Raw genomic sequence first — 15,781 nt, forward strand, 5'->3', positions numbered from 1 at the left:
GAATGGAACCGACCGAGAGTGCCGCCCCGGTGCCACGGCCGCGCGGCCGGGTGCTCCCCGCGGGCTTCACCGGCCTGCCCGCCGCCGTGGTGGGCACCGCCGCCGCCGTGCTCGTCACCGGGCTCCAGCGGGCCCTGACGACCGGCCACCCGCTCTTCCCCGGCGGGGTCGCGGGCTGGTCCCTCGCCCTCCTCACGGGCCTCATCGTCGGCCACCTCGTCGCCCTCGGGCGCGAGCGCTGGTGGGGCGGTACCGGCTCCGGCGCCGCCCTCACCCTCGCCGTCCTCCTCCTCTACGGCTGGATCCCCGCCGGACTCGTCTCGCTCACCGTCGTCGTCCTCGTCAGCGCCGCCCGCCGGCACCGCTGGCGGCAGGGCCTGCTGCACGGCGCCGCCGACATCCTCGGCGTCGCCGCCGCCGCGCTCGTCCTCGCCGTCTTCGGCGACGTCCCCAGCGTCGACCGGCCCTGGCACCCGCTCGACTGGGGGATCGCCGACGTCCCGGAGATCGTCCTCGCCGCCGGGGCCTACCTCCTCGCGACCCGGCTGCTGCTCTGGTACACCCTCGCCCCGCCCGGCCGCGGCCTGCCCACCGTCGCCCGCACCGCCCTGCTCCGGCAGGGGCTGGTCGCCGTCGCCCTGCTCGGCATCGCCCCGCTGATCTGCGTCGTCGCCGCCGCCTTCCCGCTCCTCCTGCCGCTCTTCGCGATCCCGCTCATCGCCCTCGACTCCACCCTCTGGATCGCCCGCGCCCGCGCCGAGGAGCAGCTCCGCGACCCGCTCACCGGCCTCCCCAACCGCCAGTGGCTGCTGGAACGGACCTGGACCGCCCTGGAGGACGCCGAGGGCGAGCAGGCCCGCGCCGCCCTCGTCCTCATCGACCTCGACCGCTTCCGGTCGGTCAACGACACCCTCGGCCACCTCGCCGGCGACCGGCTCCTCCTCCAGATCGCCGAACGGCTCCGCCTCGCCCTGCCCCGCGGCGCCGAGGCCGCCCGCCTCGGCGGCGACGAGTTCGCCGTCCTGCTGCCCGTCGCCGACTCCACCACCAGCGCCCAGCGGGTCGCCCGCCACCTCGTCGCCGCCCTCTCCTCCCCGCTCGACCTCGACGGGCTCACCCTCGTCCTGGAGGCCAGTGCCGGCGTCGCCGTCTACCCCGACCACGCCGGCGACGCCGAGGGCCTGCTGCGCCGCGCCGACGTCGCCATGTACCAGGCCAAGCGCGACCGCACCGGGGTCGAGGTGTACGAGTCCAAGCGGGACTCCAACACCCCCGACCGCCTCGGTCTCCTGGGCGATCTGCGCCGCGCCCTCGACGCCGGAGAGGTCGAGCTCCACTACCAGCCGAAGGTCCGCTTCGACGGCCAGGTCGCCGGTCTGGAGGCCCTCGTCCGCTGGGTCCACCCCGAGCGCGGAAAGGTTCCCCCGGACGAGTTCATCGCCATCGCCGAGTCCTCCGGCCTGATGCCGCACCTCACCGAGTACGTCCTGGAGACCGCCCTCGCCCAGGTCGCCCGCTGGCGCGCCCAGGGCCTGGAGGTGCCGGTCGCCGTCAACGTCTCGCCGCGCGACGTCCACACCCCCGGCTTCGCCGGTGCCGTCGCCGCCCGCCTCGCCCGGCACGGCGTCCCGGCCGGCTCGCTCCAGCTGGAGATAACGGAACACGTCCTCCTGGAGGACCCGCAGCGCGCCGCCGACACGCTGAACGGCCTCACCGGCCACGGCGTCAAGATGTCCCTGGACGACTTCGGCACCGGCTACTCCTCCCTCGTCCACCTCCGGCGGCTCCCCGTCAGCGAACTCAAGATCGACCGCTCCTTCGTCGCCCGGCTCGCCGTCGACACCGAGGACGCCGAGATCGTCCGCTGCACCGTCGACCTCGCCCACTCCCTCGGCCTCCTCGTCGTCGCCGAGGGCGTCGAGGACGACGAGACCTGGGAGCGGCTGCGCGACCTGGGCTGCGACGCCGTCCAGGGCTGGCTGGTCTCCGCCGCCATGCCGCCCGCCGAGACCACCGCCTGGCTCCGCGCCCGCGGCGAGCACGGCTGGCGCCGGGCCGCCGAGACGGCCGCGGCGCCCGCCGCCGAGCTCGACCCGGCCCCCGGACACGTCGTGCAGTGACCCCCGCCGACGCCCGGCGGACCCCCTGAGCGGACCCTTCCGGGTCCGCTCAGGGGCTTCTCCGGGGTGACCGTTTCACGGGCACGGGCGCCGTCCCCATAGGATTGGCCCCACACCATCAGACTCACCCCAGAGGATCGCTGCATGCCTGGCATCACGCGCGAGGAGGTCGCACACCTCGCTCGGCTGGCGCGTCTGGAACTCGCCGACGAGGAACTCGACCACTTCGCCGGTCAGCTCGACGACATCATCGGCGCGGTCGCCCGCGTCTCCGAGGTCGCCGAGCAGGACGTACCGCCGACCTCCCACCCGCTGCCGCTGACGAACGTCATGCGCGCGGACGAGGTCCGCCCTTCGCTCACCCCCGCGCAGGCGCTCTCGGGCGCCCCCGCCCAGGAACAGCAGCGTTTCAAGGTGCCGCAGATCCTGGGGGAGGACTGACCATGACGGACATCATCAAGCTCACCGCCGCCGAGATCGCCGCGAAGATCGCTTCCGGCGAGCTCACCGCGGTCGAGGTCACCGAGGCCCACCTGGCCCGCATCGACGCCGTCGACGAGAAGGTGCACGCCTTCCTCCACGTCGACCGCGAGGGCGCCCTCGCGCAGGCCCGCGCCGTCGACGAGAAGCGCGCCCGCGGCGAGAAGCTCGGCCCGCTGGCCGGCGTCCCGCTGGCCCTCAAGGACATCTTCACGACCCGGGGCGTGCCCACCACGGTCGGCTCGAAGATGCTCGAGGGCTGGATCCCGCCGTACGACGCGACCCTGGTCAAGCGCCTCAAGGCCGCCGACGTGGTCATCCTCGGCAAGACCAACATGGACGAGTTCGCCATGGGCTCCTCCACCGAGAACAGCGCCTACGGCCCCACCGGCAACCCCTGGGACCTCACCCGGATCCCCGGCGGCTCCGGCGGCGGCTCCTCGGCCGCGCTCGCCGCGTTCCAGGCCCCGCTCGCCATCGGCACGGACACCGGCGGCTCGATCCGCCAGCCCGCCGCCGTCACCGGCACCGTCGGCGTCAAGCCGACCTACGGCGCGGTCTCCCGCTACGGCATGGTGGCCTTCTCCTCCTCCCTCGACCAGGGCGGCCCCTGTGCCCGCACGGTCCTGGACGCGGCCCTGCTGCACGAGGCGATCGCCGGCCACGACCCGCTCGACTCCACCTCCGCCGACCTGCCGGTCCCGCCCGTGGTCGAGGCCGCGCGCAACGGCTCGGTGGCCGGGATGCGCGTCGGCGTCGTCAAGCAGTTCCGCGGCGAGGGCTACCAGGCCGGCGTCATGCAGCGCTTCGACGAGTCCGTCGAGCTGCTGAAGGAGCTGGGCGCCGAGATCGTCGAGCTGGACTGCCCGTCCTTCGACCTGGCCCTCTCGGCGTACTACCTGATCGCGCCGTCCGAGTGCTCGTCCAACCTGGCCCGCTTCGACGGCCTGCGCTACGGCCTGCGCGCCGGCGACGACGGCACCCGGTCCGCCGAGGACGTCACCGCCCTGACCCGCGAGGCCGGCTTCGGCCCCGAGGTGAAGCGCCGCATCATCCTCGGCACCTACGCGCTCAGCTCCGGCTACTACGACGCGTGGTTCGGCTCGGCCCAGAAGGTCCGCACCCTCATCACCCGCGAGTTCGAGAGCGCCTTCGAACAGGTCGACGTGATCGTCTCCCCGACGACGCCGACCACCGCCTTCCCGATCGGCGAGCGCGCCGACGACCCGATGGCGATGTACCTCGCGGACCTGTGCACCATCCCGACCAACCTGGCCGGAAACGCCGCCATGTCGCTGCCCTGCGGCCTGGCGCCGGAGGACGGTCTCCCGGTCGGGCTGCAGATCATCGCCCCCGCCATGCAGGACGACCGGCTCTACAAGGTCGGTGCCGCCGTCGAGGCCGCCTTCGTGGAAAAGTGGGGTCACCCGCTGATCGAGGAGGCTCCGTCGCTGTGAGTACCAGTGCACTGCAGAAGGCCAAGGGCTTCAAGAAGTCCAAGACCGGCACGTACCTGTCCATGGCCACCACCGCGTTCGGCGCGGTGACCGTGACGAAGCAGATCAAGAAGGCCCGCACCGAGCACGACACGCTGAAGCTGGTCGATGCCGTCGTGTCCGCCGCCGCCATCGTCACCGGCCTCGCGATCCTTTACCGCGAGCTGAAGCGCCTCGGCGACGACGACGTCCTGCTGGGCTGAGAGGGAAAGTTCCACCGTGACTGTCACTGAACTGCTCTCGTACGAGGCGGCACTGGCCTCGTACGACCCCGTCATGGGCCTGGAGGTCCATGTCGAGCTCGGCACGAAGACCAAGATGTTCTGCGGCTGCTCGACCGAGCTGGGCGCCGAGCCCAACGCGCAGACCTGCCCGACCTGTCTCGGTCTGCCCGGCGCACTGCCGGTCGTGAACGAGATCGGCGTCGAGTCCGCCATCAAGATCGGCCTCGCGCTGCACTGCGAGATCGCCGAGTGGTGCCGCTTCGCCCGGAAGAACTACTTCTATCCGGACATGCCGAAGAACTTCCAGACCTCCCAGTACGACGAGCCGATCGCCTTCAACGGCTACCTGGACGTCCAGCTGGAGGACGGCGAGGTCTTCCGCGTGGAGATCGAGCGCGCCCACATGGAGGAGGACACCGGCAAGTCCACCCACATCGGTGGCGCGACCGGCCGCATCCACGGCGCCTCGCACTCGCTGCTCGACTACAACCGGGCCGGCATCCCGCTCATCGAGATCGTCACCAAGCCGATCGAGGGCGCGGGCGAGCGGGCACCCGAGGTCGCCAAGGCGTACGTCGCCGAGCTGCGCGAGCTGATCCGCGCCCTGGGCGTCTCCGAGGCGCGCATGGACAAGGGCCAGATGCGCTGCGACGTCAACCTGTCGCTGCGCCCGAACGGCACCCAGACCTTCGGCACCCGCTCGGAGACGAAGAACGTGAACTCGCTCCGCTCCGTGGAGCGGGCGGCGCGCTTCGAGATCCAGCGCCACGCGGCGGTCCTGGAGTCCGGCGGCACGATCGTGCAGGAGACCCGTCACTTCCACGAGGACGACGGCTCCACCACCTCGGGCCGCATCAAGGACAACGCCGAGGACTACCGCTACTTCCCGGAGCCGGACCTGGTCCCGATCGCCCCGTCCCGCGCGTGGGTCGAGGAGCTGCGCAAGGGTCTGCCCGAGCTGCCGCGCGTGCGCCGCAACCGGCTGCGCGAGGAGTGGGGCGTCTCCGAGCAGGAGATGCAGTCCATCCTCAACGCGGGCGCGGTCGACCCGATCGTCGCCACCGTCGAGGCGGGCGCCGACGCGGCCTCCGCCCGCAAGTGGTGGATGGGCGAGCTGGCCCGGAACGCCAACGAGAAGGGCGTCTCCCTGGAGGAGCTGCCCATCACCCCGGCGGACGTGGCCCGGGTCTCGGCCCTGGTCACCGGCGGCGACCTCAACGACAAGCTCGCCCGCCAGGTCATCGAGGGCGTCCTCGCCGGCGAGGGCACCCCGGACGAGGTCGTCGAGAAGCGCGGTCTGAAGGTCGTCTCCGACGACGGCGCGCTCGGCACGGCCGTCGACGAGGCCATCGCGGGCAACGCGGCCATCGCGGACAAGATCCGCGGCGGCAAGGTCGCGGCGGTCGGCGCGCTCGTCGGCGCGGTCATGAAGGCCACCCGTGGCCAGGCCGACGCGGCGAAGGTCAAGGACCTCATCCTGGAGAAGCTGGGCGTCAGCGAGGGCTGACCCCGGTCGCGTACGAGAGCGGCCCCGCACCGGAGTTCCGGTGCGGGGCCGCTCGTCGTCGTACGGCGGGCTACCGCTTCAGCATGGGGGCGGCGATGATGCCGTTGCCGGAGTCGGTGCAGGTCGCCTCGACCTTGAGGCGGAGCCGCAGGGCCCCTTCGATCTCCAGGCTCTTGGTGATCGGCTTGCCGAGGTCCACGGTCTCGTTGAAGATCGCGGGCTTGTCGTCGATCGAGACCACGATCCGGGCGGTCTCGATGCTGGAACCGTCGTCGATGCCGGCCGTGAACTCGAAGGTCTTCCACTCCCGGTTGAGGTCGTACTCGACGTAGGCGCCGTTGTAGCAGTCGCCGATCAGGGCGGAGCCGTACTCCTTGGTGTTGATCTTGGCGCTGCCGATCTCGAAGTCGTCGGGGTCGCTGACGGAGGCCAGGGTGGTGAGGTCGGCCTCGGTCGCGTCCGGGACGGAGCCGGGGGCGACCGCCGTGCTGCTGCTCGGGGACGGCTCGGTGGTGGGCTCCTCCGTCGGCGCCTCCGTGGTCGGCTCCTGCGTGGGCTCCTCGGTGGTCGGCTCCTCGGAAGGGGTCTCGCTGGTCGCCGCGGCGGTGGTGCCGGTCGAAGCGGCCCGGTCGTTCTTGCCGTCCTTCGCGTCACGGTCGGCGAGCAGCCGGATGCCGGCCACCGCGAGGACCGCGACCAGGAGGACGCCGGTGACGGCGCCGATCACGAGACCCTTGCGGCTCTTGCGCCGCTCGGGCTGCGACGGCTGGTGGGGGCCGGTCGGCCCGCCGTGGGCGCCGACGGTGGGCATCCCGGCCGTCGGCGGCCCGAAGCCGCCCTGGCCGCCGTAGCCCGGGCCGCCGTACGACGGCATCCCGGCGGTCGGCTGCCCGTACGCGCCCTGCCCGGCGTCGTAGCCGGTGGGGCCGGTAGGGCCGGGGACGGTCGGGGCCGGCGCGGGCGCGCCGAAGCCCGCCGGGGGCGTGTCGGCGGCGGCCTGTACGGCCGGAAGGGGGGCCGGGGCAGGATCCGGGGCGGGAGTCGGGGCCGGGGCCGGAGTCGGGGCGGGCGCCGGGGCCGGCACCGGGGCGGGCGGTTCCGCGGCGGCGGGCGCCTGCGCGGGGACCGGGGGCTGCGCCGGCGGCGCCGGTACGGCGTCCTGGGGCGCCGCGGCCGGCGGCTCGGACGGCGGGGGCGCCACCGCCGGGAGCGGGGGCACGGCCGGGGCGTCGGACGGGCGGGGCGGGACCGCGTCCTGCGGGGTCGCCGGACGGGAGGTGGTCGTCGTGGAGACCACCCCGTGCCGGACCTCCTTGACCCACGACGACAGCGACAGCGGGCGCTTGTCCGCGTCGGCCGCCGCGATGGCCAGCACCTTCCTGCGCTGGTCCGCCGGCAGCCCGGCGATCTGCGGCACGCCGGCGAAGGCGGCCGAGAGCTGCTCGGGCGTGGCCGGCGGGGACTGGCCGCTCAGCAGGAAGTAGGCGATGGCGCCGAAGGCGTACCGGTCGGTGGCCGGGGTCCGCTTGCCCTCGAAGATCTCCGGCGCCGCGTACCCGGGCGTGAACCAGACCTCGGCGGTCTGGTGGTCGGCGGTCAGCTTGCTGAGGCCGAAGTCGACGAGGGTGGCCTGGCCGTGCTCGTCGACCATCACGTTGCCCGGCGAGAGGTCGCCGTGGACGACGGTCCGGCCGGACGGCGTGGCCTTGCCGGAGTGCAGCCAGTCGAGGACGTCCGCGAGCTGTTCCAGCGTCCGCATGACCTCGCGCCGCTCGGCGGGGGTGGTCAGGGTCCGCTCCGCGCGCCAGTCGCGCAGGTCGAGGCCGTCGACGTGGTTCATGACCAGGACGAGCGCCCGGCCGGTGAGGGTGCCGGACTCGCCGGGCGCGTGGATCGGCGAGCCCTGGAAGTGCTCGCGTACGCCCACGACCCCGGGGCGGCTGACGAACCGCAGCAGCTCGGCCTGCTCGTTCCACTTGCGGCTGACCCGTTCGAAGATCTCGGGCGTGATCGTCGTCTTGGAGTCGAGGACCTTGACGACGACGGGTTCGGTGCCTCCCGCGAGCTCGATCTCGGCGAGATAGAGCACCGCCTCGCCGCCGCGTCCGATGGAACGCAGCAGCCGGTAGCGGTCCGGTGCGGAGTCAGGCCCGATGTGGTGTGCCGACTTGCTCAACTTTCCCCCAAGGCACAGTGAATGACAGGAAGTCAGCTTGCCGTTCGGGAGGAGGTGGGGTCAACCGAGGAGCGAGAGCCGCCCGGCACGCGGGACTCCCCGCCCGTTCGCGAGCGCGTACGCGCCCCGCCCCCGCCTTCGCCCGCGCGCTGCGCCCGCCCCCGTAGGGCTCCCCGGGGACCCCGCCGTGATCTGTGAGGATCGACACGAAAGGGACAAACGATCACCTTTGGCTGCGACAGTGGGCGGCGAGCACCGATCCAGGCAGGGAGCACGTCCTTTGGCAGCCATCGCACGGTGGTTCATCCGGCACCGCCTCGTCGCCGTCCTCCTGTGGGTCCTCGCCCTCGTCGGGGTCGGCGGCGCCGCCGTCCTCGCCGGCAGCGCGTACTCCAACGACTACGAGGTGCCCGGCACCGAGTCGGGACGGGCCACGGCCCTCCTCGACCGCGGCTTCCAGGGCCTCGGCGGCGACACCGACACGATCGTCTGGCACACCGAGCGCGGCAGCGTCCGCGCCGACGCCGTCCAGGAACGCGTCGGGCCGATGCTGGAGAAGGTCGCCGACCTCCCCGGCGTCGCCGCCGTCGCCTCCCCGTACGGGGACGGCGCCGCGCACGGCCAGGTGAGCGAGGACGGGCGCACCGCCTACGCCACCGTGACCTTCCGCGAGCAGGCCGACGACATCCCCGTCGCCCAGGCGCAGGCCCTCGTCGACACCGCGAAGGCAGCCGGGACCGACGGGCTCCAGGTGGAGCTCGGCGGCACCGCCGTCGCCCTCACCGAGGCGCCCGGCGGGCACATCGCCGAGGCCGTCGGCGTGGCCGTCGCCGCCGTCGTCCTCTTCCTCGCCTTCGGCTCGCTCGCCGCCTCCCTGCTGCCCATCGCGACCGCCCTGGTCAGCGTCGGCATCGCCTATTCCGGGATCGTGCTCCTCGGGCACGTGATGACGGTCGCCGACTTCGCCCCCATGCTCGGCATGCTCATCGGCCTCGGCGTCGGCATCGACTACGCGCTCTTCATCGTCACCCGGCACCGCAAGGGCCTGAAACGCGGCCTGAGCGTCGCCGAGGCCGCCGAGACGGCCGTCGCCACCACCGGCAGGGCCGTCGTCTTCGCCGGCGCCACGGTCTGCATCGCCCTCCTCGGCATGCTCATCCTCCGGCTGAGCTTCCTCAACGGGGTCGCCCTCGCGGCCTCCCTCACCGTCGTCCTCACCGTCGCCGCCTCGGTCACCCTGCTGCCCGCGCTGCTCTCCCTCATCGGCATGCGCGCCCTCTCCCGGCGCGAGCGCCGGACGCTCGCCGAGCACGGGCCGCAGCCCGAGCTGCCCACCGGCTTCGCCGCCCGCTGGTCCGCCTTCGTCGAGCGCCACCCCAAGCTCCTCGGGGCCGTCGCCGCGGTCGTCATGGCGGTCCTCGCGCTGCCCACGCTCTCGCTCCACCTCGGCACCTCCGACCAGGGCAACAACCCGGCCTCCGCCACCACCCGGCAGGCGTACGACCTCCTCGCCGACGGTTTCGGGCCCGGCGTCAACGGCCCCCTGACCCTCGTCGCCGGCCTCGACGGCGCCGACGACCGGATCGCCCTCGACCAGCTGCCGGACGCGCTCGCTGCCACCCAGGGCGTCGCCTCCGTCTCCCCGGTCACCTACAACGGCTCCGGCGACACCGCCTTCCTCACCGTCGTCCCCGACTCCTCCCCGCAGTCCAAGGCCACCAGCGAGCTGGTCGACCGGCTCCGCCAGGACGTGATCCCGACCGCGGAGACCGGCACCTCCCTCGACGTCCACGTCGGCGGCATCACCGCCTCGTACGACGACTTCGCGGAGATCATCGTCGGCAAGCTGCCGCTCTTCGTCGGGGTCGTCGTCGCCCTCGGCTGCCTGCTCCTGCTGCTCGCCTTCCGGTCCATCGGCATCCCGCTCAAGGCCGCCGCCATGAACATCGCGGCCGTCGCCGCCGCCTTCGGGATCGTCGTGGCGATCTTCCAGTGGGGCTGGGGCGCGGAACTCCTCGGCCTCGGCAGCGCCGGTCCGATCGAGCCCTTCCTCCCCGTGATCATGGTCTCGGTCCTCTTCGGCCTCTCCATGGACTACCAGGTCTTCCTGGTCAGCCGGATGTACGAGGAGTGGCTGGAGACCGGCGACAACCGGCGGGCGGTCCGGGTCGGCCTCGCCGAGACAAGCCGGGTGATCAACTCCGCCGCGGTCATCATGATCTCGGTCTTCCTCGCCTTCGTGCTCTCCGGCGACCGGGTCATCGCGATGTTCGGCATCGCCCTCGCCGCCGCCGTCGCCCTCGACGCCTTCGTCCTGCGCACCCTCCTCGTCCCCGCCCTCATGCACATGCTCGGCGGCGCGAACTGGTGGCTGCCCCGGAGCCTCGACCGGATCCTGCCGAGGATCAGCATCGAGCCGCCGGAATGCCGGGACGCGGCGGACGCCCGTGCGAAGATCCCGGGACAGCGTGCGACGGCACCGGCCATGAAGGAGAACGAGGATGTTCGCGATATCGCTGGGTGACGACGGCTCCGAGCTGAGGCCCCTGGAGCCCTGGCAGGCGGAGGAGTTCCTCGCCCACATGGACCGCGGCCGGGAGTTCATCGGCACGCACATCGGCCTCGCCGACGTCGTCCACGACACCGACTCCGCCCGGGCCTTCCTCCGCGGCTACGCGGACAAGACCGCGAACGACGCCGGACGCCTCTACGGCATCTGGAGCGGCGGGACCCTCGTCGGCGGCGTCATGTTCCGCACCATGGACGTGGCCGCCGGCAACGCCGAGGTCGGCTGCTGGCTGGAACCCGCCGCCGCGGGCCGCGGACTGATCACCCGCGCCTGCCGGACCATCATCGACTGGGCCGTCGACCAGCGCGGCATCCACCGCCTCGAATGGTTCGTCTCCTCGAAGAACGGGCCCAGCATCGCCGTCGCCCGCCGGCTCGGCATGACCAGGGACGGCGTCCTCCGCGAGCACCACACCCACCGCGGCACCCGCACCGACACCGAGATCTGGTCCGTCCTCGCCCCCGACTGGCGCGCCGCCCGGGGTGCCTAGGCACCCCCTCACCGCCGTACCGGGGAGGCCCGGGGCGCCCTAAGGCACCCCGGGCCCCGCCCTAAGGCCCCCCGTACCCCGAACATGCGGCACTCGCCCGATGCCCCGGCACCGGCTGGGCGAGGAAGGTAGAGGCATCGCAAGGAGCGATGCCGACACCCCAGCCGAGGGAGCACCCCATGTTCGCGTACGAACTCCACCGCACCGCCCACGCCGAGCTGGTCCGCGAGGCCGCCGCCCAGCGGCTCGGCCGCGAGGCCGCCCGCGTCGCCAAGGCCGCCCGCCGGGCCGGACGCCACGAACCCGAGGGGCGGGTGAGCGCCGGCAAGGACCACTACGCCCAGGTCGCGTGACCCCGTATGGGTGACCCGCGGGGCGCCTGTGCGATGCTCGGCGCCGTGGAGACCAGGTCCGTCAGCCCCGTCTTCGTCGGCCGCGCCGGCGAACTCACCGCCCTCACCGAGGCGCTCTCCCGCGCGACCGCGGGAGAGCCCCAGGCCCTGCTCGTCGCCGGCGAGGCCGGCGTCGGCAAGACCCGGCTCGTCGAGGAGTTCCGCGACGCGGCCTGCGCCGCGGGCGCCGTCGTCGCCCTCGGCGGCTGCGTGGAGCTCGGCGCCGACGGACTGCCCTTCGCCCCCTTCTCCACCGCCCTGCGCACCCTGCGCCGCCGCCTCCCCGAGGAGCTCACGGCCGCCGCCGACGGCCACGAGGGAGAACTCGCCCGCCTCCTGCCCGAGCTCGGCGACCCCGGCGGCACCGACGCCGGGGACGAGGACGGCACCGCCCGCCTCTTCGAGCTCACCGTCCGCCTGCTGGAACGGCTCGCCACCGACCGCACCCTCGTCCTCGTCCTCGAGGACCTCCACTGGGCCGACACCTCCACCCGCCACCTCCTCACCTATCTGCTGCGCACCCTGCGCCGCGGCCGGATCGTGGTCGTCGCCACCTACCGCGCCGACGACATCCACCGCCGCCACCCGCTGCGCCCCCTCCTCGCCGAGCTCGACCGGATGCGCACCATCCGCCGCATCGAGCTCTCCCGCTTCACCCGCACCGAGGTGCACCGCCAGCTCACCGGCATCCTGGCCGCCGAGCCGTCCCCCGGACTCGTCGACGAGATCTTCGACCGCTCCGACGGCAACGCCTTCTTCGTCGAGGAACTCGTCGCCTCCCACACCTGCGGCGACGGCGCCACCCCGCTCAGCGACTCCCTCCGCGACCTCCTCCTGGTCCGCGTCGAGACCCTCCCCGAGGACGCCCAGCGGGTCGCCCGGATCGTCGCCGAGGGCGGCTCCACCGTCGAGCACGGGCTCCTCGCCGCCGTCTCCCGCCTCGCCGAGGACGACCTCATCGAGGCCCTGCGCGCCGCCGTCGGCGCCAACATCCTCCTCGCCGTCCCCGACGGCGACGGCTACCGCTTCCGCCACTCCCTCGTCCGCGAGGCCGTCAGCGACGACCTGCTGCCCGGCGAGCGCTCCCGCCTCAACCGGCGCTACGCCGAGGCCCTGGAGGCCGACCCCGGCCTCGTCCGCCCCGACGAGCGGGCCACCCGCCTGGCGACGTACTGGTACCACGCCCACGCCCCCGCCAAGGCGCTCCCCGCCGTCCTCGACGCCTCCGTCGCCACCCGCAAGCGCCACGCCTACGCCGAACAGCTCCGCCTCCTCGAACGGGCCATGGAGCTCTGGGACGAGGCTCCCGCGGAGATCCGCTCCGGGCTGCGCCCGCTGGACTACGCCGAGTCCTACCCGCCCTGCGGCTGCGACCCCGCGACCACCCCGCTGCGCCGGCTCGACCTGCTCGCCGAGGCCGCCGTCGCCGCCCGCCTCTGCGGCGAACGCGAACGCGCCCTCAAGATCGGCAAGATGGCGCTCCGCCTCCTCGACGGCGACGACGAGCACGACCCCCTGCGCGCCGCCTGGTTCTGGACCGAGCAGGCCCGGCTCCAGTCCAACCTCGGCCGCGGCGACGGCTGGGCCGAGATCTCCCGCGCCCAGGAGCTGGTCAAGGGGTTGCCGCCGTCCGCCGTCCACGCCACCGTCCTCGCCGGCGCCGCCGGCTGGGGCATGCTCCGCGACCCCGGCCCCCAGTCCCTCGCCGCCGCCGAACGCGCCGTCGAGTACGCCCGCCTGGTCAAGGCCGAGGGGACCGAGCTCAACGCGCGCCTCACCCTCGGCACCATCATGGTCGCCGCCGGCGACCGCGAGGCCGGCCTCGCCGAGATGCACGCGGTCCGCGAACGGACCACCGCCCTCGGCCAGTTCCACGAAGCGGCCCGCGCCCACATCAACATCATCTCCGCCCTGGAGTCCCTCGGCCGCTCCGCCGAGGCCGTCGAACTCGCCGACGCCGGTCTCGAACTGGCCCGCACCCGCGGCCTGGTCGAGTCCGCCGGCTGGATCCGCGGCAACAAGGCCGAGTCCCTCCACTCCCTCGGCCGCTGGGACGAGGCCCGCGCCGAGGCCGAACGCCTCCTCTCCGCCGCCACCAGCACCAAGCCCCGCGGCTCCGCCCACCTCCGGCTCGCCCAGATCGCCGTCGCCCGCGGGGAGACCGCCACCGCCGCCCACCACCTCGACGAGGCCCGCGCGGTCTACGGAACCCGCGACCCGATCCCGCAGTACCTGCTCCCGCTGGCCGGCATCGACGTCGCCGCGGCCGCCGCCGAGGGCCGCCTCGCCGACGTCCGCGCCCGGCTCGCCACCGCCGCCGCGGCCGGCTTCCCGCCCGGCACCCACCGCTACGGCTGGCCCCTCGTCCTCGCCGCCGTCACCGCCGAGGCCGACAGCCGGGGCCTGCCCGCCGCCGAGGAGGGCCGCGCCGAGGCACTGGCCGCCGTCCGCCGCTGCGTCCGCGCCCTCGCCGCCCCCGCCCCCGTCTGGGCCGCCCACGCCGCCCAGGTCGCCGAGGAGCTGGCCCGGGCCGAGGGCCGGGAGACCTCCGCCCGCTGGACCGAGACCGTCGAGGCGTGGACCCCGCTCGACCAGCCCTATCCGCTGGCCCGCGCCCGCCACCGGCTCGCCGACGCCCTCCTCACCGAGGGCGGCCGGCGCGAGGAGGCCACCGCGCTGCTCCGGCAGGCCCACGCCACCGCCGTCGCCCTCGGCGCCCGCCCGCTCCGCGAGGACGTCGAACTGCTCGCCGCCCGCGCCCGGATCCCCCTCGCCGCCGACCCCGCCGCCGGTGCGCCGGAGCCGGAGCCGGAGCCCGAGGCCGACGCCTTCGGCCTGACCCCCCGCGAACAGGACGTCCTGGGCCTGGTCGCCGCGGGCCGCACCAACCGGCAGATCGCCGAGGAGCTGTTCATCTCACCGAAGACCGCCAGCGTCCATGTCTCCAACATCCTCGCCAAGCTCGGCGTCTCCGGCCGCGGCGAGGCCGCCGCCATGGCCCACCGCCTCCACCTCCTCGACACCCCCCGCTGACCCGAGCCCCACCCCGTCCCACCCCGTCCCGGCCCCACCCCGGTCCGACCCGCACCGGGCCGGAGCCGGGGGCCGGGGCGTCATCTCACGTCGAGCCTCAGGATCCGGTCGTCCCCGGGTCCGGGCGTGCCCCGGGTGTCAGTCTCGCTCGTCACCAGCCACAGCCGTCCGGCACCGTCCGCGAGGACCGTCCGCAGCCGGCCGTACTCCCCGGCCAGGAACGCCTCCGGCTCCCCGGACCGCTCCGCGCCCGACAGCGGGATCCGCCACAGCCGCTCGCCCCGCAGCCCCGCCATCCACACCGCGCCCCGGGCGAAGGCGATACCGCTCGGCGACGCCTCCGAGGTCGGCCACTGCGCCACCGGGTCCACGAACCCGGCCTCGCCCGCCCGCCCCTCGACCTCGGGCCAGCCGTAGTTCCTCCCCGGCTCGACCAGGTTCAGCTCGTCCCAGGTGTTCTGGCCGAACTCGGCGGCCCACAGCCGCCCTTCGGCGTCCCACGCGATCCCCTGCACGTTCCGGTGTCCGTACGAATAGACCACCGAGCCCGCGAAGGGATTCCCCGGAGCGGGCTTCCCCTCCGGGGTCATCCGCAGGATCTTCCCGCCCAGCGACTCCCGGTCCTGCGCGAGCCCCGTCTCTCCCGTCTCGCCCGTCCCCGCGTACAGCATCCCGTCCGGTCCGAAGGCGATCCGCCCGCCGTTGTGGATCGTGCCCTTGGGGATGCCCGTGAGCACCGGCTCCGGCGTCCCCAGTCGGTCGCCGTCCGCGCCGCCGTACCGCATCCGCACGATCCGGTTGTCCGACTCGGCGGTGAGATACGCGTACACCCACCCGTCGCGCACCGCGAGGCCCATCAGCCCGCCCTCGCCGCCCGGCACCACGCCCGGCACCACGCCCAGCGAGGTCTTCTCCCCGCTCCGCCCGTCCACCCGGGTGACCGTCCGCTCGTCCCGCGAGGAGACCAGCAGGTCACCGTCCGGCAGCGCGGCGAGCCCCCAGGGCGACCGCAGGCCCTCGGTGAGCGTCCCCGCCACCGTCACCCGCCCCTCGCCGGCCGGAGGCGCGGACGCGGAGGCGGAGCCAGAGGCAGAGGCGGAGGCAGAGGCGGACGAACCCGGGGGCGAACCCGGCGGCGAGGTGCTCCGAGCGCCGGTGTCACCGCCCGACGAGCAGCCCGCCGCCAACACCATCGCGACGACGGCCCCCAGGCCCTTCAGCACAGCAGGACGGCTCATGATCCGGTCCCTTCGACGGTACGAGAGGTCGAGCGGCATCCCTTCCACCTTTGATA

Annotated in this window: 11 protein-coding genes; 9 read left to right on the forward strand and 2 right to left on the reverse strand. The window is 74.1% G+C overall.

Annotated elements, in window-relative coordinates; all coding sequences use genetic code 11:
- Positions 1-2: 2 nt before the first annotated feature.
- The 5 genes from ACFVU3_RS01570 to gatB all read left to right on the forward strand — a co-directional run bounded on the left by ACFVU3_RS01570 (position 3) and on the right by gatB (position 5,827).
- Positions 3-2,120, forward strand: coding sequence for a putative bifunctional diguanylate cyclase/phosphodiesterase (locus ACFVU3_RS01570; protein WP_390062711.1), 2,118 nt, complete (start codon positions 3-5; stop codon positions 2,118-2,120).
- A gap of 144 nt (positions 2,121-2,264) precedes the next feature.
- Positions 2,265-2,561, forward strand: a complete 297-nt coding sequence (gene gatC, locus ACFVU3_RS01575; RefSeq protein WP_030492502.1) for an Asp-tRNA(Asn)/Glu-tRNA(Gln) amidotransferase subunit GatC — start codon at positions 2,265-2,267, stop codon at positions 2,559-2,561.
- 2 nt (positions 2,562-2,563) lie between these two features.
- Positions 2,564-4,057: an Asp-tRNA(Asn)/Glu-tRNA(Gln) amidotransferase subunit GatA gene (gene gatA, locus ACFVU3_RS01580; RefSeq protein ID WP_390062712.1), complete on the forward strand. Its 1,494-nt coding sequence runs from the start codon at positions 2,564-2,566 to the stop codon at positions 4,055-4,057.
- A complete protein-coding gene (locus tag ACFVU3_RS01585; RefSeq protein ID WP_390062714.1) occupies positions 4,054-4,299 on the forward strand; it encodes a hypothetical protein in 246 nt (81 codons plus the stop codon). Before gatA ends, ACFVU3_RS01585 begins: the two co-directional genes overlap by 4 nt.
- A gap of 16 nt (positions 4,300-4,315) precedes the next feature.
- Positions 4,316-5,827, forward strand: a complete 1,512-nt coding sequence (gene gatB, locus ACFVU3_RS01590; protein ID WP_390062715.1) for an Asp-tRNA(Asn)/Glu-tRNA(Gln) amidotransferase subunit GatB — start codon at positions 4,316-4,318, stop codon at positions 5,825-5,827.
- 70 nt (positions 5,828-5,897) lie between these two features.
- Here gatB and ACFVU3_RS01595 read toward each other — a convergent pair whose 3' ends face one another.
- On the reverse strand, positions 5,898-8,003 hold the full coding sequence (locus ACFVU3_RS01595) for a protein kinase (protein WP_390062717.1): 2,106 nt from the start codon (positions 8,001-8,003) through the stop codon (positions 5,898-5,900).
- Positions 8,004-8,283: 280 nt separating this feature from the next.
- Here ACFVU3_RS01595 and ACFVU3_RS01600 point away from each other — a divergent pair, with 280 nt between their 5' ends.
- The 4 genes from ACFVU3_RS01600 (at position 8,284) to ACFVU3_RS01615 (ending at position 14,487) form a co-directional block, all read left to right on the forward strand.
- Positions 8,284-10,527, forward strand: coding sequence for an MMPL family transporter (locus ACFVU3_RS01600; protein ID WP_390062719.1), 2,244 nt, complete (start codon positions 8,284-8,286; stop codon positions 10,525-10,527).
- Positions 10,505-11,062, forward strand: a complete 558-nt coding sequence (locus ACFVU3_RS01605) for a GNAT family N-acetyltransferase (RefSeq protein ID WP_390062721.1) — start codon at positions 10,505-10,507, stop codon at positions 11,060-11,062. Before ACFVU3_RS01600 ends, ACFVU3_RS01605 begins: the two co-directional genes overlap by 23 nt.
- Positions 11,063-11,211: 149 nt before the next feature.
- Positions 11,212-11,415, forward strand: a complete 204-nt coding sequence (locus ACFVU3_RS01610) for a hypothetical protein (RefSeq protein WP_390062723.1) — start codon at positions 11,212-11,214, stop codon at positions 11,413-11,415.
- 33 nt (positions 11,416-11,448) lie between these two features.
- Positions 11,449-14,487, forward strand: a complete 3,039-nt coding sequence (locus tag ACFVU3_RS01615) for an AAA family ATPase (protein ID WP_390063006.1) — start codon at positions 11,449-11,451, stop codon at positions 14,485-14,487.
- An 80-nt stretch (positions 14,488-14,567) separates the two neighbouring features.
- Here ACFVU3_RS01615 and ACFVU3_RS01620 read toward each other — a convergent pair whose 3' ends face one another.
- Complete coding sequence (locus tag ACFVU3_RS01620; RefSeq protein ID WP_390062725.1) at positions 14,568-15,725, reverse strand: PQQ-dependent sugar dehydrogenase; 1,158 nt, start codon at positions 15,723-15,725, stop codon at positions 14,568-14,570.
- Positions 15,726-15,781: the final 56 nt, after the last annotated feature.

The sequence above is a fragment of the Streptomyces sp. NPDC058052 genome, from assembly GCF_042885515.1.
Classification (GTDB): domain Bacteria; phylum Actinomycetota; class Actinomycetes; order Streptomycetales; family Streptomycetaceae; genus Streptomyces.

Coding starts and splice junctions, on each gene's coding strand:
- ACFVU3_RS01570 (WP_390062711.1), top strand. CDS start 3: ATGGAACCGACCGAGAGTGCCGCCCCGGTGCCACGGCCGCGCGGCCGG.
- gatC (WP_030492502.1), top strand. CDS start 2,265: ATGCCTGGCATCACGCGCGAGGAGGTCGCACACCTCGCTCGGCTGGCG.
- gatA (WP_390062712.1), top strand. CDS start 2,564: ATGACGGACATCATCAAGCTCACCGCCGCCGAGATCGCCGCGAAGATC.
- ACFVU3_RS01605 (WP_390062721.1), top strand. CDS start 10,505: ATGTTCGCGATATCGCTGGGTGACGACGGCTCCGAGCTGAGGCCCCTG.
- ACFVU3_RS01610 (WP_390062723.1), top strand. CDS start 11,212: ATGCCGACACCCCAGCCGAGGGAGCACCCCATGTTCGCGTACGAACTC.
- ACFVU3_RS01615 (WP_390063006.1), top strand. CDS start 11,449: ATGCTCGGCGCCGTGGAGACCAGGTCCGTCAGCCCCGTCTTCGTCGGC.
- ACFVU3_RS01620 (WP_390062725.1), bottom strand. CDS start 15,725: ATGAGCCGTCCTGCTGTGCTGAAGGGCCTGGGGGCCGTCGTCGCGATG.